Raw genomic sequence first — 20532 nt, 5'->3', positions numbered from 1 at the left:
AGTGCCATGTTCGATAGCCTGAAAAAGAAACTCGGGAGCTTCCGGAAAGACGTCGAGGAGACGGCTGAAGAGAAGGCCGAACCCGTCGACGAGGAGGAACTCGAGGAGCTTGCGGACGCCGATGCGGAGACGCTCGAGGCGGACGCGGACACGGAGACGCTCGAGGCGGACGACCACGAATCGGCCGCATCCGAGCGAGCCGACACCGAGGATCGCGACCCGGTCGAGGCCGATCCGGCGGCCACCGACCCCGTCGAGGAGCCGTCGGCGACGGCCGAGGCGGTCGCGATGGACGCCTCGCAGCCCGAGAGCGCCGCAGAGACCGAGCCGACGCCGGAGCCCGACGCGACCGAGCCCGAGTCGCCCTCGGACGCCGACCCCGACCTCGACGTGGAAGCCGAGCCGGCGGCCGACGACGGCAGCGACGAGGACGCCGACGAAGACGCCGACACCGACGAGGACGGGGGTCGATCGCTCGGCTTCGGCTACAAGGCGAAGTCACTCGTCCGCGGGAAGTTCGTCATCGAGGAAGACGACCTCGAGGGACCGTTACACGAACTCGAGCTCGCGTTGCTCTCGAGTGACGTCGAGATGAGCGTCGCCGAGGAGATCCTCGACAACATCCGCGAGGAACTGATCGGCGAGACCCGGACGTTTACCACCTCGACGGGCGAGGTCGTCGAAGACGCCCTCAAAGAGGCGATCTACGACGTGATCAGCGTCGGTCAGTTCGACTTCGACGAACGGGTAGCGATCGAGGACAAACCCCTGGTGATCGTCTTCACCGGCGTCAACGGCGTCGGCAAGACGACCTCGATCGCGAAGCTCTCGCAGTACTTCGAGGAGCGCGGCTACTCGACCGTGATGGCCAACGGCGACACCTACCGTGCGGGGGCGAACGAGCAGATCCGCGAGCACGCCGAGGCGCTCGGGACGAAGCTCATCACCCACGAGCAGGGTGGCGACCCCGCCGCCGTGCTGTACGACGCCGTCGAGTACGCCGAGGCCAACGACGTCGACGTCGTCCTCGGGGACACGGCGGGGCGACTCCACACGAACGAGGGGCTGATGGACCAACTCGAGAAGATCGGTCGCGTCGTCGACCCCGACATGACGTTGTTCGTCGACGAGGCGGTGGCGGGCCAGGACGCGGTCAACCGCGCCCGGGAGTTCAACGAGGCCATCGAGGTAGACGGCGCAATCTTGACGAAAGCGGACGCCGACTCCAACGGCGGCGCGGCGATCTCGATCGCCCACGTTACCGGCAAGCCGATTCTGTTCCTCGGTGTCGGCCAGGGCTACGACGACGTCGAGCGGTTCGATCCCGAGGAGATGGTCGATCGACTCCTCGAGGAGGAGTAATTCGGCGTTGCGGTTCCAGCCCAGTACGGTTGTGGCTGGGCCAGAACTGGCAGGCAGTGGGCCGTAGTGGGCCGTCTGCGGAGTCGTCCGGACACGTCGGCTTTTTCGAACACCTACAGCATCGTCGCGAGCAGATCGCCCAGCGGCGCATTCCCGAACGCGAGCAACGCGACGTTGTTGCCGACGAAGGCGGTGTACATCGAGACGACGACGATCAGGAACCGGTCGTCGGCGGGCGCTGAGAGGACGTGGCTAATGGCGACCACGGCTGCCGCGTAGCAGGTGGCCGCGAGCACGACGCCCGGTAACCCGAACAGCTCGAAGAAGAACACGGTCACGGGATTCAGTTCGGTCGGCTCTGGGAAGACGAAAAACAGGCTCGCAGCCACCATGTCGACGAACCAGAGCGCCAGGAAGGCGACCTGTAGCGGGACCGAGCCCGGTAGGTCGAGGGTGGCGGGAACGCGGACGGGTGACTGAACGTCCATACTCGCTTCTCGCCTCGAGTGAGAATACCCGTTCTCCCTGCAATATCGGGCTGTGAGTGGTTCACCGGATCGCCGCTGGCTCGAGCGAGCCAGCTCACTCCTCCGCCGTCTCTCGCCAGTCGGGTGCGGTCGAGTACGGTCGCGTCGACAGTTCGTCGAATGCCGTCAACAGGACCTCAGAGAGCGCCGGGTGGACGTGCACGGTATCAGCGACGTCGTCGACCGTTCTGCCCCCGCGGCCCATCACGACGACAACTTCGTGGATCAGCGTCGACGCCTCCTGGCCGACGACGTGACAGCCCAGGATCTCGCCGTCGGACCCTGCGAGCACCTTCACGAGGCTCTCCGGCTCCTCGAGGAGCAGCCCCAGCGGCGCGGCGTCGTAGGGCACCGTCGTCGACTCGAACTCGAGGCCCTCGTCCTCGAGTTCGGCCTCCGTTCGGCCGACGCTCGCGACCTGCGGGCTCGTGAAGATCGCGTGGGGCATGGCGTCGTAGTCGACCGTTCGCTGGGTGTCTTCGAGGACGTTCGTCGACACGCATCGCGCCTCGTAGTCGGCGGCGTGCTTGTACGGCTCCTCGCCCAGGACGTCGCCGAGCGCCCAGACGTCCTCGGCGTCGGTCCGCAAGAACGCGTCGGTCTCGACGTACCCCCGGTCGTCGGTCTCGATGGTGGTGTGCTCGAGCGCGAGCGTGTCCGTGTTCGGCGTCCGGCCCGCCGCCACGAGCACCTCGTCGGCGGTAAGTTCGGTCGCCTCGTCGTCGGCTTCGACGGTGACGGCGACCCCGTCGCCGCGCGCTTCGACCGCCGTCGCCTCGTGACCCGTGTAGACCGCGAAGCGGTCCTCGAGTGCCGCCGTTACCGTCCGACTCACGTCGCGGTCCTCGCGCGGGAGGAGGACCTCGCTCCGGCCGACGATCGAGACGTCGGTCCCGAAGGCGTCGAAGACGTGTCCCAGCTCGGCGCCGATGTAGCCGCCGCCGACGATCACGAGCTCGTCGGGACGCTCCTTGAGAAACAGCGCGTCGTCGCTGGTGAGGTACTCGAGCGTCTCGAGGCCGTCGATCGGGGGCGTCGTCGGCCGCGAGCCCACGGCGATCACGACGTGCTCCCCGTGGAGTCGCCCGAGCTCGGTCCCGTCTTCGTCTTCCACGGCGATCGTCCGATCGTCGACGAACCGCCCCGCGCCGTCGTAAAGCGTCACGTTCGACGCGCCCTCGAGGGTCGCCCGCTGGCGGTCGGCCTTTGCGTAGACGGTCTCGTGGACCGATTCGGTGATCGACCCGAAGTCGACGTCCCGAACCTCGGCGTCGATGCCGAACCGTCCCGCACGGCGGATCTCCTCGAGCACGTCCGCGCGGTGGACGAGCGCCTTCGAGGGGACGCAGCCTCTGGTGATACACGCGCCGCCGAGCGGGCCGGGTTCGACGACGGCCGCGTCCCAGTCCGCCTCGGCCGCCGCCGTTGCGACCTGCGATCCCGAGCCGCCGCCGAGGACGACGAGATCGTACTCCTCCATCGTGCGATCGACCACGAACGGCGTCTTATAACCGGGACCTGCTCACTGTCGTTCGAGGGCCGTGTTCGGCGACGGGACGGCGACGAGCGACGACTCAGAGCCAGCCGTCTTCCGTCTCCGTCGTCGACTCCTCGTACACCTCGAGCGCTCCCGCGAGGTTCTCGAGCGCCTCGGCTTTCGAGTGACCCTGACTCGAGACGCCGGTCTCCTCGTCGGTCGCCACGTAGAGGACGCCCTCCTCGAGGGTGATCGTGACTGTGCCGACCTCCTCACCGTCCGGGGATTCGTTGCTCATATACACTCCTAGCGTCATCGTCGTAAAATACTGCTGCGATCGGTTCCGGAAGTGTACGGGTGGGGAGGTGGTCCTCGAGTCGCTGCCGAACGATGGGGCGGACGATGAGGATTGATTCCTCAGCGATCGGTGTAGCTGAGGGATGGATCGCGATGGGTTGAGGTCTATTCATCCCTTGTCAGAAACTGCGTGCGAGATCCAGCGTGTGTATGCAGCACGTCACTCCGTTTATTTCATACCCTCAGGTCGAAACTAACCGGTACATAGTACCGTTTAGACATCGTGATACTCTCGGACTCTGGCTGTGAGTATTAACCTCGTAGCCGTGCTGCTATGGACAGAACACGGATGAGTGATCAGCATACGTTTTGAACACCTGATTAGTTGGATCGCCTTGAGTTCCAGGATTGGACGGCGATCCTCTGTACATGGTGTTCAGAAGTAGCGCATACCACTCCGCTGTGTTCTGATTAACAATGGATAGACGTGAGTTACTACAAGTAGTGGCTGGCGGGCTGGTACTGACACAGGTACCGGTCACGTTCGCACAGGACGACGAGGAGTTCAACGCTGTGGACATCATGTTCGTGCGGATGATGATTCCACATCACGAGGGGGCGATTCAGATGGCTGAACTCATCCCGGCGCGAACCGATCGGGAGGAATTACTCGATATCCGGATGGGGATCATCGAGGAGCAAGAAGCAGAGATCGATCTCATGTGTGACTTGCTCGACGAAGCCGAGGTTACTGGCTGTGACGAGGTGGGCGGTATGCTGCCTCATGAGATGGGTGGCATGATGCGCGGTGATGGCATGGGAGACGGGATGCACGATGATGGCATGGGAGACGGGATGCACCCCGACGAGATGGAGGAGATGATGCCGCGAGAGCACATGATGACCCATGACGACAGGCGGGAACTCCGTCGCGCCGAAAACGAGGAGTTCGATTGCCTGTTCGCCGAACACATGATTCGCCATCACGAAGGTGCCGTGGTGATGTCCGAGTACGTCCTTGACGACGGTGCATCTGAGCGCGTTGCAGACCTCGCAGAGGGAATTATCGACGCCCAGCAAGAAGAGCTCGAATTGATGGAGGAGTGGCAAGACGACTGGGATTGTTGATGTGTGCCATCCCAGTTTGGTCTCTTTCGGGTATTTTGGCCGTCTGAGGAGACAGCACCCCATTGACATCCTCCCGCGCCTGAAGTCGCGGGAATCCCACGGCACCGCACCGCTGAGTTGGGATATTACGGTTTGCAGTCTACCACTTGTTCCTGCGGTTGGAATCCGCTGGACAAGTCGTAAAGGTAGACTCCGGGCTGTGCCAACCAGCCGGTACTCCTATCCTCGTCCAAACTGGCCGAAGACTCGGAGTTACTTTGGTTCAAGTCGAGACGGATGTTCTCCGCCCCGTTCATATCAGCGTTGAACGCCGCCTCACACGACGTGCAGACGTATAGGCCACGCTCAACTCGCTGACTCTCGTCTTCCCTACCGCAGACGCAACACGTCTTCGATGTATCTCGCTCGGACACTTCTACGACTTCTATGCCCTCGACTTTCGCTTTGTATTCGAGGATGGTTGAGAACCGGTCGAACGCCCACCCGTGCAGGTCGAGGTTCCCGTGTTTGCCCCAGTCCTTCGACTCGCTGGTGTCTTTCTCTCGAACTCCAGCGAGTTCCCCGATGTTGATTCGCCCCACTTCCTTCTCGACACACCGTTCAACGATGTGTTTCGCTAAGGCGTGGAAGAAGTGAGTGCGGCGCTCCGACCACTTCTTGTGCAATCTGGTGGCTCGCTCTCCACCAGAATCGTCGCACTTGGCGATCTCTTTTGGGAAGTAGTATCCGTCCTGTTTCAAGCGGTTTCCGGGGTAGAGGTCAGCGTCCTCGGTGCTGTATGCGACCGCCGCGAAATTACAGATACCGAGGTCAACACCAGCCGTCTCGGTGCCGGGTGCAGTAGGTGTTTCAATCTCGTCTTTGCAGACGAGATGCAGTTCCCATCGCCTCTTTGCCTTCTCGTAGACGGCACGAACCTGTTGGAGGTTCTCGACCGTGACGCCGGGGCGTGTCTCGTATTCGACAAGGATGTATTCCCACGCTTTCGGGTGTGCCTTGTGATTTGCACCCTTCGAAAGCCTGACGCGGTTGTTCTTCGCGTCGTGTTTGATTCCGTTTTGCTTCCACGTGACCGTGCTGCGTGGGTGTTCTTCGTGGACACGATGGCCTTGGTTGTCGTAGTAGTTTTTCTTGCGGTAGCCGGGCGGATTTGCTCGATTGTCGGATTTCCTCTTACCGTACCACGAGTTGAAGGCTTCAGCGAGTTCCTCCAGAACGCGCTGACTGGACTGCGAGTGTAGTCCCTTGTATTTGGAGTGACCTTTCAACTCGTCTTTGAGGTCGCCGTGGTCGGGTATCTCGCCCGTGTTCTCCCAGAGTTGTCGGGAGTGGTAGTTCGCAACGTTCCAGAGTTTGCTGGCTGACCATCCGTGTCGGTCGAGCGAGTCCGCTACCTGTGAGTGGTTGCGGATCTTCGCTCGGTGAGTGCGGTGGACTTCCAGCATTCTGAACGTCTGTATAAGTTCTTACACTCGTTTCTATTGTAAAGTTTTGGGTTGAGAACGGTGGAATATCCGGCCTTGCTACCGACGGTGGATTGTGGAGGCGTTGTCGGATTCATCCTGACCCTAAAGGGTCAGGTATTCTCCTCGATTTTGTATAATAATTAGGATCCTGTGTGACGAACAACAGAGATAGCGGACGTCACCGAAGCACGCCGTTCGTTCCTCGCGGGCATCACCTGTATTGACCGATCTGAACAGCTGGATTCCGCGGAGCCTCTGTGCAAGATATGCGCTATGTGTCTCGCACGACGGCCTGAACGTGACCTGTAACTGGTAGAAAATCTAGCGGCACATTCGCAGTCTGGTGTGCGTCAGGTCCACGAAAAACCGCCTCGAAAGGGCGAAATTCACTCGAGCCGGCGGAAACGCTTACGGGGGTGATCGGTGTGAAGACAACGGTATGGGCGACCACTCGACCAGCGAACCCGACCAGTCGGCGGATCGGTCACGCGTGGCGGTCGCCGTTCCTCGTGACCTGCCCGACCTCGAGCGTCGACGACTGCTGGCCGCGATCGGTGGCACGGGAGCCGTCGTCCTCGCGGGCTGTGCCGACGAGGGCCCGGCCGATGACGTCGACGACGCGCTCGAGGACCCTGACGACGACCCGGACGACGTGGCCACCTACGAACTCGTGTTTCTCGAGGACGAGGAAACACCAGTCGAGGTCGCCGAGGACGAGGAGATTCTGTATCCGGCACTCGACGCCGACGTCGACGTGCCGTACGCCTGTGAGGTAGGGACCTGTGGCGACTGTACGGCGCGATACGACGGCGACGCCACCGAGGTCGTCACCCACGACGGCAACGAGTATCTCGACGACGATCAGCTCACCGAGGGCTGGCTCCTGACCTGCGTCGCCTACCCCGAGGCCGACTTCGAACTCGAGGTCGCCCACCCCGACGACGAGTGACCGGGCAGGGGCCGCCGTCGGCGGCGAGAGCCGGTACTGTAGTGAGGCTGGGGCTCGTCGTGGCGAACGATCGAGACGACCCCAGAGATCCACCGGCTCGCGGGGGCTCGAGGGAGTGATCGACGTGACCGACGACGACATCGACCGAAAGCGGGCGGCAGCCGCCTCGTTCGACGACCACGCGAGTGCCTACGTCCACAGCCCCGTCCACCGGGAGGGCGCCGACCTCGAGCAACTCGCCTCGTGGTGTGCCGACGCCGACTGCGCGCTCGACGTGGCGACGGGCGCGGGCCACGCCGCGGGCGCGCTCCTCGAGGCTGGCGTCGACGCGGTCGTCGCCGCCGACGCCTCGCCGACGATGGTGGCGACGGCGCTCGAGGAGTACCCCGGCCTCCGTGGGACGGTCGTGGACGCCGAACGACTACCCTTCGCCGACGACGCCTTCGACGCCGTCACCTGCCGGATCGCTGCCCACCACTTTCCGAACCCCGACCGGTTCGTCCGCGAGGTCGCTCGCGTCCTGGCCCCCGGCGGGACGGTCGCGCTCGAGGACAACGTCGCTCCGCCCGAGGCGTCGCTCGAGGACTTCCTCAACGAGGTCGAGCGCCTGCGCGATCCGACGCACGTTCGCTCGTACACCGAACGCGAGTGGCGGTCGTGGTTCGCCGACGCGGGGCTCGCGGTCGAGGAGACGCAGCTGTTGAAAAAGACTCTCGAGTACGAGCGCTGGGTAGCAACGTTAGAGGTACCGCCGGAGCGACGCGAGCGACTCGAGCGACGGTTCGCGAACCCGCCACCGGGTGCGTGCGAGGCCTTCGACCTCGCATACGACAACGAGGGGATCGTGCAGTCGTTCTCGAGTGTGAAGCTCTTACTTCGGGCCACTCCGTCGGCCGTCGGGACGCCCGATCCCGCTTGACCGCCATGCGCATTCAGGGGCTCGAGTTCTTACGTTCGTTCGTCGATATCGGACGGTGTAGATTCCAATGGCAGGCGCCGACGAACGCGACAAGTCAGCGGCGATCTGTGAGACGTGTGGCGAGACCGTCGTCGTCTGGGTCTGGCCGGAGGGGGAGATCCAGCCGGTCGGCGTGCCGGATCCGTCTTGCTGTGACGATCCCGAGTTCCAAGTTCTCGGAACGGACCCTGCCGACGACGCGATCGAAGAGTGAGATGCGAGCCATCCCAGCGCGTCGGTTCGCCGGCGACCCGAGAAAAAGCCTTTAACGCCGTCACCGCATAGCCTCAGCAAATGGTACTCGACGATCTCGGCAGTTCTCTGCGGGGCACCCTCGATAAGCTCCGAGGTAAATCGCGCATCTCGGAGGAAGACGTCGAGGAGGTCGTCAAGGAGATCCAGCGGTCGCTGCTCTCCGCTGACGTGGACGTCTCGCTCGTGATGGAGCTGTCAGACAGCATCAAGACGCGCGCACTCGAGGAAGAGCCCCCGGCCGGCACGCCGGCCCGGGACTTCGTCCTGCGCATCGTCTACGAGGAACTGGTCGGCCTCATCGGCGAGTCGACCGAACTCCCGCTCGAGGAGCAGACGATCCTGCTCGCCGGCCTGCAGGGGTCGGGGAAGACGACCTCGTCGGCGAAGATGGCGTGGTGGTTCTCGACGAAGGGGCTTCGACCCGCGGTGATCCAGACCGACACGTTCCGGCCGGGTGCGTACGACCAGGCCAAGCAGATGTGTGAACGCGCGGAGGTCGACTTCTACGGCGACCCCGACGAGGAAGACCCCGTCAAGATCGCCCGTGACGGCCTCGAGGCGACGAGCGAGGCCGAGGTCCACATCGTGGACACGGCGGGTCGGCACGCCTTAGAGGACGACCTGATCGCCGAAATCGAGGAGATCGAGTCGGTCGTCGAGCCCGACACCTCGCTTTTGGTGCTCGACGCCGCAATCGGTCAGGGGGCGAAAGACCAGGCCAGCCAGTTCGACGAGTCGATCGGCATCGACGGCGTCGTCATCACCAAACTCGACGGGACCGCGAAGGGTGGTGGTGCGCTGACGGCCGTCGACCAGACGGACTCGTCGATCGCCTTCCTCGGCACCGGCGAGGAGGTCGAGGACGTCGAACGCTTCGAGCCCAACGGCTTCATCTCCCGGCTGCTGGGGATGGGCGACCTCGCCCAGCTCGCCGAACGCGTCGAGCGTGCGATGGAGCAGACGGGCGTCGAGGAAGACGACTGGGACCCAGAGGACATGCTGTCGGGCCAGTTCACGCTCAACGACATGCAAAAGCAGCTCGAGGCGATGAACAACATGGGCCCGCTCGACCAGGTGCTCGACATGATCCCCGGCCTCGGCGGCGGCATCAAGGATCAGCTGCCCGACGACGCGATGGACGTCACCCAGGACCGGATGCACACGTTCAGCGTGATCATGGACTCGATGACCGAGGCCGAAAAGGAGTACCCGAAGGCCATCGGTGCGAACCAGGTCCGACGCATCGCCCGCGGCTCGGGGACGAGCGAAGACGAGGTCCGCGAGCTGCTTCAGCAGTTCAAGATGATGGAGCGGACGATCAAGCAGTTCCAGGGGATGGGCTCGGAAAAGGAGATGCAGCGGATGATGCAGCAGATGCAACAGCAAGGTGGCGGCGGCATGGGGCCGTTCTGACCGCCGGCGCTGCGTTTCTCTCTCCTCTCGTCTAAACGCGTGGTCAGACGACCTGTAGGTGTTCGTCTCGGAGTTCCTCCTCGGTGAGCTCCGTGTCGTGAACCTCTTTCATGTGTTTCTGGGCCAGTTCGACCGCCTCAGTTTCGTTTTCCGACTGAATAATGAACCGGCACGTATCCGATACCGACTCACAGTCGAGTTTGTGTGCGTCTGCCATATGTACTCACGTGTGGCGTTACCGCCCACCATGCTAGTTGGCAACATGGGCGTTGAAAAAGCTATCTGGTGACCGTTCGGCAGTCACTGCCCTCCGTGCAGCCGACGGTACCCAGCCACTCACGACAGGCCCAGCGCGCTTGGGCTTTCCACCGCACTCGGGCCACTCAATCGATATCTCGGGCGCGTGAGGCGCCTTACCATGGCTCGATTCCCAACCGAGTACGAGGAGTGCGAACGGGTCGTCGCCCCGGACGGCTCCTCCGACGCCGACGCAGTAGCGGCTCTCGAGGAACGAGGACGCACCCTCCAGCGCCGCGGGGAGTTTCACTTCTGGATGGAGTGTCGCGGGCTCGAGGCGATCGCCGTCTCTGTCTGATGGGAGCTGGCACGCGCTGAACGGGCGACAGTACTGGTGACCTACTTATTGGTCGCCTCGAGGTACTCTTCACGCGAGATGGTATACCTGTGCACGTCGGCGACGGCGTCCGACAGCGCCAGCCAGTTGCGCAGGAGCCCCTCGTACTGGCCGCCATATCGGTCGACGTACTTCTCGATCGCCCGTCGGGACTTCTCGTTTCCGACGACGTGGGCGGCGACGACGAGTTCGAGTCCGAGTCGGTCGAACGCGACGGCGAGGATGGCGTCGGCTCGCTCGCCGGAATAGCCGCGGCCCCAGAATCGCTTGTCGAGCAGAATTCCGAGGTTGGCGGATCGCTTTTCCCAGTCCGGATACAGCCCCGTCGTCCCGGCGACGACGCCCGCCCCGTCTTCCCCCTCATTCGGCCGGATCACGTATTTCGCGCCCGCGCCGTCGTTCCACAGCCGTTCGGCCTCGTCCACGTAGTCGTACGTCTCTTTCACCGTCTCGTGGGGCGACGAATCCCAGTACTCGAACAGCTCCTCGGTATCGGCGCCGTCGGCGTAGAGATCGTGAAGCTCGAAGACGTCGACGGTGTCGTGCGAAATTCGTTCGAGACCCAGTCGGTCCGTTTCGATGCGTTCGGGGAACATAGCGTCTCGTCCACTCCGGGAACAATAATGGTACGAACGCACTCGCACCAACCGAAATCGGAACGGAATGAGTCGTCGACGCTCGATCGATCCGCGGCTCAGTCGGACGGCTGTCCGCGGTGAGCTTCTGCGCGTGCTTGTGCCACTGACTTCCCCTCGCGCAGGACCGCGTCGACGAACAACTCGCCAGCTTTGTACGACGATCGGACCATCGGGCCGCTCGCACAGTAGAGAAAGCCGAGCTCCTCCTCGGCGACCCGCCGCCAGGTCTCGTACTTGTGCGGGTGGTCGTAGCGTTTCACCTCGAGGTGGCTCCGTGACGGCTGGAGGTACTGTCCCAGCGTGACGATGTCGACGCCGCGTTCGCGGCAGTCCGCGAGCGTCTGGTACACCTCGTGGTCGTACTCGCCGTGGCCGAGCATGATCGAGGTCTTGGTGTAGACGTCGGACTCGCGGTCGACGAACTCGAGGACGGACAGCGACTGCTCGTAGCCCGCCCGCCGGTCGCGAACCGGGAACTGCAGGCGTTCTACGGTCTCGACGTTGTGGGCGATCACGTCGGGGTCGGCGTCGACGATTTTTCGCACCAGCTCCTCCTCGCCCTGGAAGTCGGGGATCAGGACCTCCACCAGGATGCCGGGGTGGCGGGCTTTGATCTCGCGGATGGTCTCGGCGAAGTGGCCCGCGCCCTGGTCCGGCAGGTCGTCGCGGTCGACGCTCGTCAGGACGACGTAGTCGAGGCCGATCTCAGCGACCGCACTCGCAACGTTCGCCGGCTCGTCCGGATCGAGCGGCTCCATCCCGCCGGTTTTCACGTCACAGAAGTTACAGCCTCGAGAGCAGCGATCGCCCATCAGCATGAACGTCGCCGTCCCACCGCGGTCGTCGCCACCGACGTGGCCGCCGGACCAGCACTCCCCCAGATTCGGGCAGTTCGCCTCCTCACAGACGGTGTGGAGGTCGTGCTCGCGCAGGGTCTCCCGAATGCCGGCGAACTCCCGGCCCGACGGCGGACGCATCTTCAACCAGTCGGGCTTTCGCGAGAGGCTCATACCCGACATCTGGACTCGAGCGGTGAAAAACGGTGGTGGTTCCGTGGTTCGAACGGTGGCCACAACCAGACGCGTGTGGCAACAGTAATTTATACTGGTTATCCGTTGAATACGATAGTCACGAGAGGATAGATGTTCGACATCTCCCGATCAGAGATCACCGACGGCTCGCTCCCGAAAGCCCTCGTGGTCCTCGCAGCGCCGTTGCTCGTCCAGAACCTCGTCCAGGTCCTCCAGCAGGTCGTCGACGTCTTCTGGCTCGGCCGACTCGGGGGCGACGCCGTCGCCGCCGTCGGGCTGAACTTCCCGATCCTGGGGCTGCTCGCCACCGTCGCCATCGGGGCGTCCGTCGGCACGCAGGTCGTCGTCTCCCAGCGCGCGGGCGCAGAGGACCTCGAGGGAAGTCGTCGCGCGGCGGTCAACGGCCTCGCCGTCGGCTTCGTCGTCGGCCTCGCCGTTGGCCTCCTCGCGTTCTGGTTCGCGCGGGACATCGTCGGCCTGTTCGGCACCGACGAACCGGTTGCCCGGATGGCCGTCAACTATCTCGCCGTCTACGCGCTCGTGATGCCGATCATCACCGCGAGTGACGTCCTCGAGTCGGGGTTCGTCGGCTGGGGTGACGCCCGGGCGGCGCTGTACATCAACGTGTTCGCGGTGGGAATCAACATCGTCCTCGATCCCTTCCTCATCTTCGGCTGGGGGCCGTTCCCGGAACTCGACGTCGCTGGCGCCGCACTCGCCACCGGAATCGGTTACACCGGCGGCCTCCTGCTGGCGATCGGGATGGCCGTTCGCGGTCGGGACGACTTCGTCATCGATCGGACGGTCCTCGAGATTCGCCGCGAAGACGTCGCCGAGATCGTCGACGTCGGCTGGCCGACCGCCGGACAGTTCCTCGCGGGGCAGTCGGTCCGGGTGGTGATGGTCGCCATCGTCGTCGCCGTCGGCGGTTCGGCGGGGCTCGCCGCGTACACGATCGGTGCACGCGTCGCCAGCGTGGCCTTCATCCCCGCGATGGGGCTTCAGCAGGCCGCCCAGAGCGTCGTCGGCCAGAATCTCGGCGCCGAGAAGCCGGCCCGCGCCCGGCAGGCGACCTGGACCGGCGTCGCCATCGCCGGCGGGGCGCTCACCGTCGTCGGCGCCGTCCAGTTGCTCGTCCCCGAGACGCTCACCGCGCTCTTCGTGCCCGACGTCACCGCCGCCGAACTCGAGTTGACCGTCGAGTACCTGCGCATTCTCGCCTACGGCTACTGGGCGATCGGGGCGACGTACCTCCTGCAGGCGGGGTTCAACGGCGCGAGCCGAACGCGAACGAGCTTCGTCGCCACGCTGTTACAGTACTGGGTCGTTCGACTGCCGGTCGCTGCGCTCCTGGCGTACCCACTCGAGCTGGGCGTCGTCGGCGTCTTCTGGGCGGTCACCCTCTCGAACGTCGCCGCCGCGATCGGGCTCGGCCTCTACTACTGGCGCGAAACGGCGAACGGGATGAACGCTCGAGCGGCGAGCGAGGCGGCCGCGTCGGCGGCTGGCGACTGACGGACGCGTTGGTCACGTAATCCGGACGGTCTGGAAGTTGTTTATTTCCCGATAGCTTTACGGGCTCGAGCGGAATATGGGGGACCCATGACCGACCGGTCGCCGAACTGGCTCCACCTGAACGACGGCGAGGAGGTCGTCTGGGAGAGCCGTCCACACCCGATCGCGATGGGGCGCGGGCTGCCAGCCGGCGTCGCGCTCGTCCTCGTCGGCCTCTTTCTCGCGGGCTGGGGAACGACCGGCGGTGGATCGGAGGTTCTGACGATGGTCGGCGTGCTGATCGCGCTCGTCGGCGCCGCGATGCTCGGCTACCTGTACGCCTTTTGGACCAACACCCGGTACGTGATCACGACCTCGGAGCTGTACGAGAAACGCGGCGTCGTCTCCCGCGACGTCACCCAGTTTCGCCTCGAGCGCGTCCAGAACACGAGCTTACGGCAGTCGACGGTCGGCCGGCTGCTCGGCTACGGCGAGCTCACCGTCTACACCGCCGGCTCCGGCGATCCGGAGCTCACCTTCGAACGGCTGCCCCGGCCCCACGAGGCGAGTACGATCCTCTCGAGACAGCTCGACGCCGCCGACGCTCGCTCCTCGAGGACGTGAGCAGGTTCGAATCACTGCTCGAGGTCCCTGTCAGCATGCCAAGCCGTCCGCTCGAGGTCCCTGTCAGCATGCCAAGCCGTCCGCTCGAGGCCGCTTATCGACCTGTTAAACCACAAAGCCTATTGTACCGACGCCGCTCCGAAGCCGATGCCATGACCGACCACCTGTCAACGACTCCGAATCGATCGACCTCGCGTGCCTCGAGCGTCGCGGCGAGCGCGGGGCTCGGCGTCCTCGCCGCCGTAATCGGTTACCTTCTCACCTATCTCCTGATCGTGGGTGAGGTCCGTACCCGCATCGGCGGCGACGTCGCCGACTGGAAGGGCGTCGCCTGGTACTACTACAACGCCCACCTGGTCGACGTCGAGGCCAGCGGCTCGATCGGCGGCTTCGGCGGGAACGAACCCGTCGACTTCATCGCTCAGTCCGGAAGCACGACTGCCAGCGTGCTCTACGTCGTCCCGCCGCTCGTGCTCGTGGCCGCCGGCGCGGCCCTGGCGTACCACCTCGGCGAGGCCGTCGCCGTCGGCGCGCCGGTGACGATCGGCTACGTCGTGGTGATAGGCGTCGGTGCGTTCGTCTCGGAGGCGACGACAGAAGCTGAGTTCTTCGGCATCGAAGCCTCGGGTTCGATAGCGCCTGAACTCGCCCCGGCGACCGTCCTCGGAGGAATCCTCTACCCGCTCGTGCTCGCGACAGCGGGGGCGATTGCCGTCACACTCCTCGTCCAGAAGTAGGCACTGTCTCGTTTTTCTCTACTGGATTCGACGATGAACGAACAATAAAAATCGGCAGAAAAGTATAAGTCGTGGCTCTTTGATATTCAGTCTACTGCCATGGCAGACCCAACAGTAGCAGCTGGCACAGGAAGCGACGACGTAAACGAGATCCTCGCGGCAGTACTGTCGTTCATCATCCCCGGGATTGGTCAGATCTACAACGGACAGACGACCCGCGGCGCCGCCTTCCTCGGCGGGCTCGTCGTCTTCTGGATCTTCACCTTCATCATGATGTTCCTGCTCGTCGGGTTCCTCATGATGTTCTTCGCGCCGCTCATTCACATCGCGGCCGCCGCCGACGCCTACATCCAGGCCGGCAAGATCAACTCGGGCGAAATCACGGTCTAAACCTGGACGCCAGCCCCGCCGACCGTCGAGGGAACGTTTCGAGACCACCGATCATTTTCGGATCGGGGGAACCAGAGTCAGTGGAAGGAAACGCCTTTGACCCGCCACTACGCGTCTCTGAATGATGGAGGTCGCCGAGGTTCTGCCCGACTTTGCCGACGCGTTCGCGTTCGAGTCGTTCAACCGGATGCAACGGGAGGCGGTTCCCGCCTTGCTCGAGCGCGAAGAGAACGTCGTCGCCAGCGCACCGACGGCCTCGGGAAAGACGGCGCTGGCGGAACTGGCGATCTGTAAGGCGCTCGCCGATGACGGGACGGCACTCTTTATCGCCCCGTTGCGAGCGCTGACCAACGAGAAAGAAGCCGACTGGGACCGCTTCGAGGCGCTGGGGTACTCGGTGTACGTCGTCACGGGCGAGCGAGACCTCAACCCGCGCCGGGCCCGACACGCCGACATCCTCGTGATGACGCCCGAGAAGCTCGACTCAGCCACGCGAAAACACGACTCCCGACGCTACGACTTCGTCACCGACGTCGACGTCTGCGTCATCGACGAGGTGCACTTACTCGACGCCGACCGACGGGGCTCGGTGCTCGAGGTCGCCATCTCCCGGCTGCGTCGGCTTTGTGACCCCCGAATCGTCGCGCTCTCGGCGACGATGCCCAACGTCGACGACGTGGCGGCGTGGCTCGACGCGAGTGCGGAAACGACGCTCGAGTTCGGCGACGAGTACCGCCCCGTCGACCTCAACGCGGGCGTGAAGACGTACACCCACGGCGAGAACTCCTTCGCCGATAAGTACCGTCGGCTCTACCGGGCGCTCGACCTCGCCGAGCCCCACCTGCGCGAGGACGGCCAGGCGCTCGTGTTCGTTGCCTCCCGCCAGGACACCGTCCAGGCGGCGAAGAAGGCCCGGGACGAACTCGCCGAGCGCGACCTGCGGATCGGCCCACGTGGGGACTACGACTTCCACACCGAGACCAAAGACGCCCTCGAGAACGAGACGCTTCGAAACTCCGTCCTCGACGGGGTTGCCTTCCACCACGCGGGGCTCTCGAAGAACGACAAGGACCACGTCGAGGAGTGGTTCAAGCAGGGCAAGATCGAGTTGCTCTTTTCCACCTCGACGCTCGCGTGGGGGGTCAACCTGCCCGCCCGTTGCGTCGTGATCCGGGACACGAAGTACCACGACCCGCTCGAGGGCGAGGTCGACATGAGCCCGCTCGACGTCCTCCAGATGCTCGGACGGGCGGGGCGGCCGGGCTACGACGACGTCGGCTACGGCTGGGTCGTCTGTGACACCCGCGACGCCGACAGGTACCGTCGGCTGCTCCGGGATGGCAAGGAGATCGAGTCCCGGCTCGCCGAGAGCCTCGACACCCACCTCAACGCCGAGATCGCGATGGGGACGATCACCGACCTCGAGGACGTGATGGACTGGCTCGAGACGACCTTTTACTACGTGCGCGGCCAGTCCAGGCCCGAGGCGTACGACTTTCCCAACCTGCGCGGGAAGGTCAGAGACTGCCTCGAGCGGCTGGTCGAGGAGGGGTTCGTCGAGATGGACGGCCTCTCGATCGAGGCGACGCCGCTCGGCGTCCTCACGTCGAAGTACTACCTGCGCCTCGAGACGGCCGCCGGCTTCGCCCGGTGCTGTGAGCGCGAGGATCTCGAGGAGGGGGACGTCCTCGAGGCGGTGGCAACGGCCGTGGAGTTCGACTCCGTCTCCGCGCGCCAGGCAGAACGCGACGCGATCAACGCCGTGCTCGTGGGTCAGGAGACGGGCGATCTCGACGCCGGCGAACGGAAAGTGCTGGCCATCCTTCGGGGCGCCGCGAGCGGGACCACCCCGGCCGACCTCCGGAGCGACGCCTGGGTGATCCGCCAGAACGCCCTCCGACTGCTGTCGGCGTTGCGGGCCTTCCTCGAGCGCTTTTCCTCGCCCCACGACGCCAACCTCGCCAGGCGACTCGAGGCGCGGATCGAAAACGGCGTCGCCGACGACGCCGTCGGGCTCACGGCCATCGACGGCGTCGCGGCGGGGCGGGCGAGCAAGCTGGCGAAAGAGGGGTTGACGACCCCTGGAGACGTCCTCGAGGCCGGCGTCTCCGGCCTGATCGACGCGGGGCTCTCAGAGGGCGTCGCCGAACAGGTCTCCGAGGGGGCGCAGTCGCTCCCGGCCGTGGAACTCGAGTGGGGCGCGTTCCCCGACTCGGTGGCGAGTGGCGAGAGCGACGTCCACGAAGTCACGATCAGGAACGTCGGCGAACCCGCCCAGGCCGGCATTCGCGTCACGGTGAACGACGTCGAGATGACGGCCACGAGCACGTACCTCCGCGAGTCAGAAACGGTTCCCGTCGGCGTCTTCGGGGCCGACGAAAACGAACTCGCGTTCACCGTGAGCGTCGCGTTCCCGAACGAACCGCTGGTGCCGCTCGAGGAGACGCGCGTCGTCACGGTCGAGTGATCGAGCCCTCGGTGGCGGGGACGCTTCTCGAGGAACCGCCGATCTCTCGAACCGTGTAACTGGGCAGTCATCTATACGGCACTTCGGATCGTACCTCCGGCCGATGCGCCGAACGACTCGAGACCGTGAGACGGTCGATCCGCTCGCACTGGGCCTCGCCGCTGGACTCACGTGGGCCGTCGCCGTCGGGTTCCTGGGTGTCACGTCACGATTCGGCTGGGGTGAGGGGTGGCGAGAGTTGCTCGCCGACCTCTACCTGGGATACGAGGAGCACACGGCGATCGGCGTCACCTGGGGTCTCCTCGACGGCTTCGTCGGCGGCTACCTGCTCGGCTGGCTGTACAACGCCTTCAGGCGGTGAGCACGCGTCGGACTGTTCGTTCGTCCACTCTATCTATCGCCATCGTTCACCACGTATGTACATTTCCGCTAGCCAGGGAAAAATTTGGTCAAACGACCACTCATATCCCGACAGACTCCATCGATTTGGTACGCTTTCGCAAGAATAGCGACCATAGTAAGCTATTTACGAAACTCCTATAACGCGAGCGATAGACGATAGCGTATGCGAAGGTGGCCTTACCCGTGAGCACGCTACAGTACGACCCCGGGAAGCGAGTACAGGTACTCGACGATGCCGGGCACGTCCTCGAGGGAGCCGAGGTACCGGACCTCACAGAGGACGCGCTGGTCGAGATGTACGAACAGATGCGGCTGGCCAGACACTTCGATCAGCGGGCGGTGAGTCTCCAGCGCCAGGGTCGGATGGGGACGTATCCGCCGCTGTCGGGCCAGGAAGGCGCCCAGATCGCCAGCGCGCTCGCGCTCGACGACGAAGACTGGATGTATCCGAGCTACCGCGAGCACGGGGCTGCCCTGGTTCGGGGAATGTCCCTCGAGCGAACCTTGCTCTACTGGATGGGACACGAGCAGGGGAACGCGATTCCCGAGGACGTCAACGTCTTCACCGTCGCGGTGCCGATCGCGACGCAGATTCTCCACGCGACCGGCGGGGCGTGGGCGTCGAAACTCCGCGACGAAGAGAAGGCGTTCCTCTGTTACTTCGGCGACGGCGCCACGAGCGAGGGCGACTTCCACGAGGGGCTGAACTTCGCCGGCGTCTTCGACGTGCCGGCGGTCTTCTTCTGTAACAACAACCAGTGGGCGATCTCCGTGCCGCGCGAGCGCCAGACGGCGAGCGAGACGCTGGCCCAGAAGGCGACCGCCTACGGCTTCGAGGGCGTGCAGGTCGACGGGATGGACCCACTAGCGGTCTACCAGGTCACCCGTGACGCCGTCGAGAAGGCGAAAAACCCCGACGAGGACGAACTCCGGCCGACGCTCATCGAAGCCGTCCAGTACCGCTTCGGCGCCCACACCACGGCGGACGACCCCTCGGTCTACCGGGACGACGAGGAGGTCGAACGCTGGAAGGCGAAAGACCCCATTCCGCGTCTGGAGACGTTCCTCCGCAACGAGGGAATGCTCGACGACGAACGCGTCGACGCGGTCGGCTCGCGTGTCGAAGATCGGGTCGCCGAGGCGATCGACGCCGCCGAGAACGTCGAGCGCCCCGATCCCGAAGAAATCTTCGCACACGTCTACGAGGGGATGCCCAGACGGCTCGAAGAACAGCTCGAGTGGTTCGAAACGGTTCGCGAACGACACGGCGACGACGCGCTCTTGGAGGAGTAACATGGCTGCAGAATCGGAAAACCTCACGCTGGTACAGGCGGTCCGGGATGGACTGCACGCGGAGATGGAACGCGACGAAGACGTCTTAGTGATGGGTGAGGACGTCGGGAAGAACGGCGGCGTCTTCCGCGCCACCGAAGGGCTCTACGAGGAGTTCGGCGAGGATCGCGTAATCGACACGCCGCTGGCCGAGTCGGGCATCGTCGGCACGGCGGTCGGGATGGCCGCCTACGGCCTGAAACCCGTACCCGAGATCCAGTTTTTGGGCTTCATCTACCCCGCGTTCGACCAGATCGTCAGTCACGTCGCGCGACTGCGCACGCGATCGCGCGGCCGATACACCTGTCCGATGGTGATCCGGGCCCCCTACGGCGGCGGCATCCGCGCGCCCGAACACCACTCCGAATCCACCGAAGCGATGTTCGTCCACCAGCCCGGGCTCAAGGTCGTCGTCCCCTCGACGCCCTACGACACCAAGGGGCTGCTGACGAGCGCGATCCGCGATCCCGACCCCGTGCTCTTTCTGGAACCGAAACTGATCTACCGGGCGTTCCGCGAGGAGGTACCGAACGACTCCTACGAGGTGCCGATCGGCAAGGCCGCCGTCCGCCGTGAGGGCGCGGACATCTCCGTCTTCACCTGGGGCGCGATGACGCGGCCGACGCTCGAGGCGGCCGAGGAACTCGCGGGCGAGATCGACGTCGAGGTCGTCGACGTGCGCACGCTGTCGCCGATCGACACCGACACCATCGTCGAGTCGTTCACGAAGACCGGTCGCGGCGCCATCGTCCACGAGGCGCCCAAAACGGCCGGCCTCGGCGCGGAGATCACGGCGACGATCCAGGAGGAGTGTCTGCTCTATCAGGAGGCACCGATCAAGCGCATCACCGGCTTCGACACGCCGTTCCCGCTGTACGCGCTCGAGGACTACTACCTGCCCGAACCGGCGCGCATCACCGAGGGAATCAGGGAGGCGATGGAGTTCTAGTC

At 64.5% G+C, this 20532-nt stretch carries 22 protein-coding genes; 15 read left to right on the top strand and 7 right to left on the bottom strand.

Annotated elements, in window-relative coordinates; all coding sequences use genetic code 11:
* Positions 1–6 precede the first annotated feature (6 nt).
* Complete coding sequence (gene ftsY / locus NMQ09_RS01115; protein ID WP_255192618.1) at positions 7–1362, top strand: signal recognition particle-docking protein FtsY; 1356 nt, start codon at positions 7–9, stop codon at positions 1360–1362.
* A 113-nt stretch (positions 1363–1475) separates the two neighbouring features.
* On the opposite strand, the gene NMQ09_RS01110 is transcribed toward ftsY, so the two are convergent.
* The 3 genes from NMQ09_RS01110 to NMQ09_RS01100 form a co-directional block, all read right to left on the bottom strand.
* Positions 1476–1850, bottom strand: coding sequence for a hypothetical protein (locus NMQ09_RS01110; protein ID WP_255192617.1), 375 nt, complete (start codon positions 1848–1850; stop codon positions 1476–1478).
* 94 nt (positions 1851–1944) lie between these two features.
* Entirely contained in the window at positions 1945–3369 is a 1425-nt protein-coding gene (locus NMQ09_RS01105; protein ID WP_255192616.1) for a dihydrolipoyl dehydrogenase, read from the bottom strand.
* Positions 3370–3463: 94 nt separating this feature from the next.
* Complete coding sequence (locus NMQ09_RS01100) at positions 3464–3664, bottom strand: type II toxin-antitoxin system HicB family antitoxin (RefSeq protein WP_255192615.1); 201 nt, start codon at positions 3662–3664, stop codon at positions 3464–3466.
* A 476-nt stretch (positions 3665–4140) separates the two neighbouring features.
* Here NMQ09_RS01100 and NMQ09_RS01095 point away from each other — a divergent pair, with 476 nt between their 5' ends.
* Complete coding sequence (locus NMQ09_RS01095; RefSeq protein ID WP_255192614.1) at positions 4141–4791, top strand: DUF305 domain-containing protein; 651 nt, start codon at positions 4141–4143, stop codon at positions 4789–4791.
* Positions 4792–4916: 125 nt separating this feature from the next.
* Here the strand turns inward: NMQ09_RS01095 and NMQ09_RS01090 are convergent, their stop codons facing one another.
* Positions 4917–6236 (bottom strand): RNA-guided endonuclease InsQ/TnpB family protein, encoded by a 1320-nt coding sequence (locus NMQ09_RS01090; RefSeq protein WP_255192613.1) that lies wholly within the window; start codon positions 6234–6236, stop codon positions 4917–4919.
* Positions 6237–6696: 460 nt separating this feature from the next.
* Between NMQ09_RS01090 and NMQ09_RS01085 the strand changes: the two genes are divergently transcribed.
* The 4 genes from NMQ09_RS01085 to NMQ09_RS01070 all read left to right on the top strand — a co-directional run bounded on the left by NMQ09_RS01085 (position 6697) and on the right by NMQ09_RS01070 (position 9832).
* Positions 6697–7206, top strand: a complete 510-nt coding sequence (locus NMQ09_RS01085) for a 2Fe-2S iron-sulfur cluster-binding protein (protein ID WP_255192612.1) — start codon at positions 6697–6699, stop codon at positions 7204–7206.
* A gap of 124 nt (positions 7207–7330) precedes the next feature.
* On the top strand, positions 7331–8125 hold the full coding sequence (locus NMQ09_RS01080; RefSeq protein ID WP_255192611.1) for a class I SAM-dependent methyltransferase: 795 nt from the start codon (positions 7331–7333) through the stop codon (positions 8123–8125).
* Between the two features lie 67 nt (positions 8126–8192).
* Complete coding sequence (locus NMQ09_RS01075; protein ID WP_255192610.1) at positions 8193–8378, top strand: hypothetical protein; 186 nt, start codon at positions 8193–8195, stop codon at positions 8376–8378.
* Between the two features lie 80 nt (positions 8379–8458).
* A complete protein-coding gene (locus tag NMQ09_RS01070) occupies positions 8459–9832 on the top strand; it encodes a signal recognition particle protein Srp54 (RefSeq protein ID WP_255192609.1) in 1374 nt (457 codons plus the stop codon).
* A gap of 43 nt (positions 9833–9875) precedes the next feature.
* Here the strand turns inward: NMQ09_RS01070 and NMQ09_RS01065 are convergent, their stop codons facing one another.
* Positions 9876–10049, bottom strand: coding sequence for a DUF1059 domain-containing protein (locus NMQ09_RS01065; RefSeq protein ID WP_255192608.1), 174 nt, complete (start codon positions 10047–10049; stop codon positions 9876–9878).
* 201 nt (positions 10050–10250) lie between these two features.
* Between NMQ09_RS01065 and NMQ09_RS01060 the strand changes: the two genes are divergently transcribed.
* Positions 10251–10427, top strand: coding sequence for a hypothetical protein (locus NMQ09_RS01060; RefSeq protein ID WP_255192607.1), 177 nt, complete (start codon positions 10251–10253; stop codon positions 10425–10427).
* 41 nt (positions 10428–10468) lie between these two features.
* Here the strand turns inward: NMQ09_RS01060 and NMQ09_RS01055 are convergent, their stop codons facing one another.
* Both NMQ09_RS01055 and lipA read right to left on the bottom strand, forming a co-directional pair.
* Positions 10469–11062 (bottom strand): GNAT family N-acetyltransferase, encoded by a 594-nt coding sequence (locus tag NMQ09_RS01055; protein WP_255192606.1) that lies wholly within the window; start codon positions 11060–11062, stop codon positions 10469–10471.
* A 98-nt stretch (positions 11063–11160) separates the two neighbouring features.
* Positions 11161–12123, bottom strand: a complete 963-nt coding sequence (lipA, locus tag NMQ09_RS01050) for a lipoyl synthase (RefSeq protein ID WP_345781275.1) — start codon at positions 12121–12123, stop codon at positions 11161–11163.
* A gap of 123 nt (positions 12124–12246) precedes the next feature.
* Here lipA and NMQ09_RS01045 point away from each other — a divergent pair, with 123 nt between their 5' ends.
* The 8 genes from NMQ09_RS01045 to NMQ09_RS01010 all read left to right on the top strand — a co-directional run bounded on the left by NMQ09_RS01045 (position 12247) and on the right by NMQ09_RS01010 (position 20530).
* On the top strand, positions 12247–13650 hold the full coding sequence (locus tag NMQ09_RS01045) for an MATE family efflux transporter (protein ID WP_255192604.1): 1404 nt from the start codon (positions 12247–12249) through the stop codon (positions 13648–13650).
* 87 nt (positions 13651–13737) lie between these two features.
* Complete coding sequence (locus NMQ09_RS01040; RefSeq protein ID WP_255192603.1) at positions 13738–14253, top strand: PH domain-containing protein; 516 nt, start codon at positions 13738–13740, stop codon at positions 14251–14253.
* A 152-nt stretch (positions 14254–14405) separates the two neighbouring features.
* The gene (locus tag NMQ09_RS01035) at positions 14406–14990 is read left to right on the top strand and encodes a DUF7978 family protein (RefSeq protein WP_255192602.1); all 585 of its coding nucleotides are present in this window, start codon (positions 14406–14408) and stop codon (positions 14988–14990) included.
* A 99-nt stretch (positions 14991–15089) separates the two neighbouring features.
* Positions 15090–15380 carry a hypothetical protein gene (locus NMQ09_RS01030; protein WP_255192601.1) on the top strand — a complete coding sequence of 97 codons (291 nt, stop codon included), beginning with the start codon at positions 15090–15092 and terminating at the stop codon, positions 15378–15380.
* Between the two features lie 124 nt (positions 15381–15504).
* Positions 15505–17847, top strand: a complete 2343-nt coding sequence (locus NMQ09_RS01025; protein WP_255192600.1) for a DEAD/DEAH box helicase — start codon at positions 15505–15507, stop codon at positions 17845–17847.
* A 103-nt stretch (positions 17848–17950) separates the two neighbouring features.
* Positions 17951–18208 carry a bacteriophage holin gene (locus NMQ09_RS01020; RefSeq protein ID WP_255192599.1) on the top strand — a complete coding sequence of 86 codons (258 nt, stop codon included), beginning with the start codon at positions 17951–17953 and terminating at the stop codon, positions 18206–18208.
* 224 nt (positions 18209–18432) lie between these two features.
* Complete coding sequence (gene pdhA, locus NMQ09_RS01015) at positions 18433–19542, top strand: pyruvate dehydrogenase (acetyl-transferring) E1 component subunit alpha (protein WP_255192598.1); 1110 nt, start codon at positions 18433–18435, stop codon at positions 19540–19542.
* 1 nt (position 19543) lies between these two features.
* Complete coding sequence (locus NMQ09_RS01010) at positions 19544–20530, top strand: alpha-ketoacid dehydrogenase subunit beta (protein WP_255192597.1); 987 nt, start codon at positions 19544–19546, stop codon at positions 20528–20530.
* Positions 20531–20532 lie beyond the last annotated feature (2 nt).

Origin of the sequence: Natronobeatus ordinarius (assembly GCF_024362485.1) — an archaeon.
GTDB classification, from domain to species: domain Archaea; phylum Halobacteriota; class Halobacteria; order Halobacteriales; family Natrialbaceae; genus Natronobeatus; species Natronobeatus ordinarius.
The sequence above is the reverse complement of the archived record's forward strand: the minus strand, read 5'-3'. Positions and strand labels throughout refer to the sequence as shown.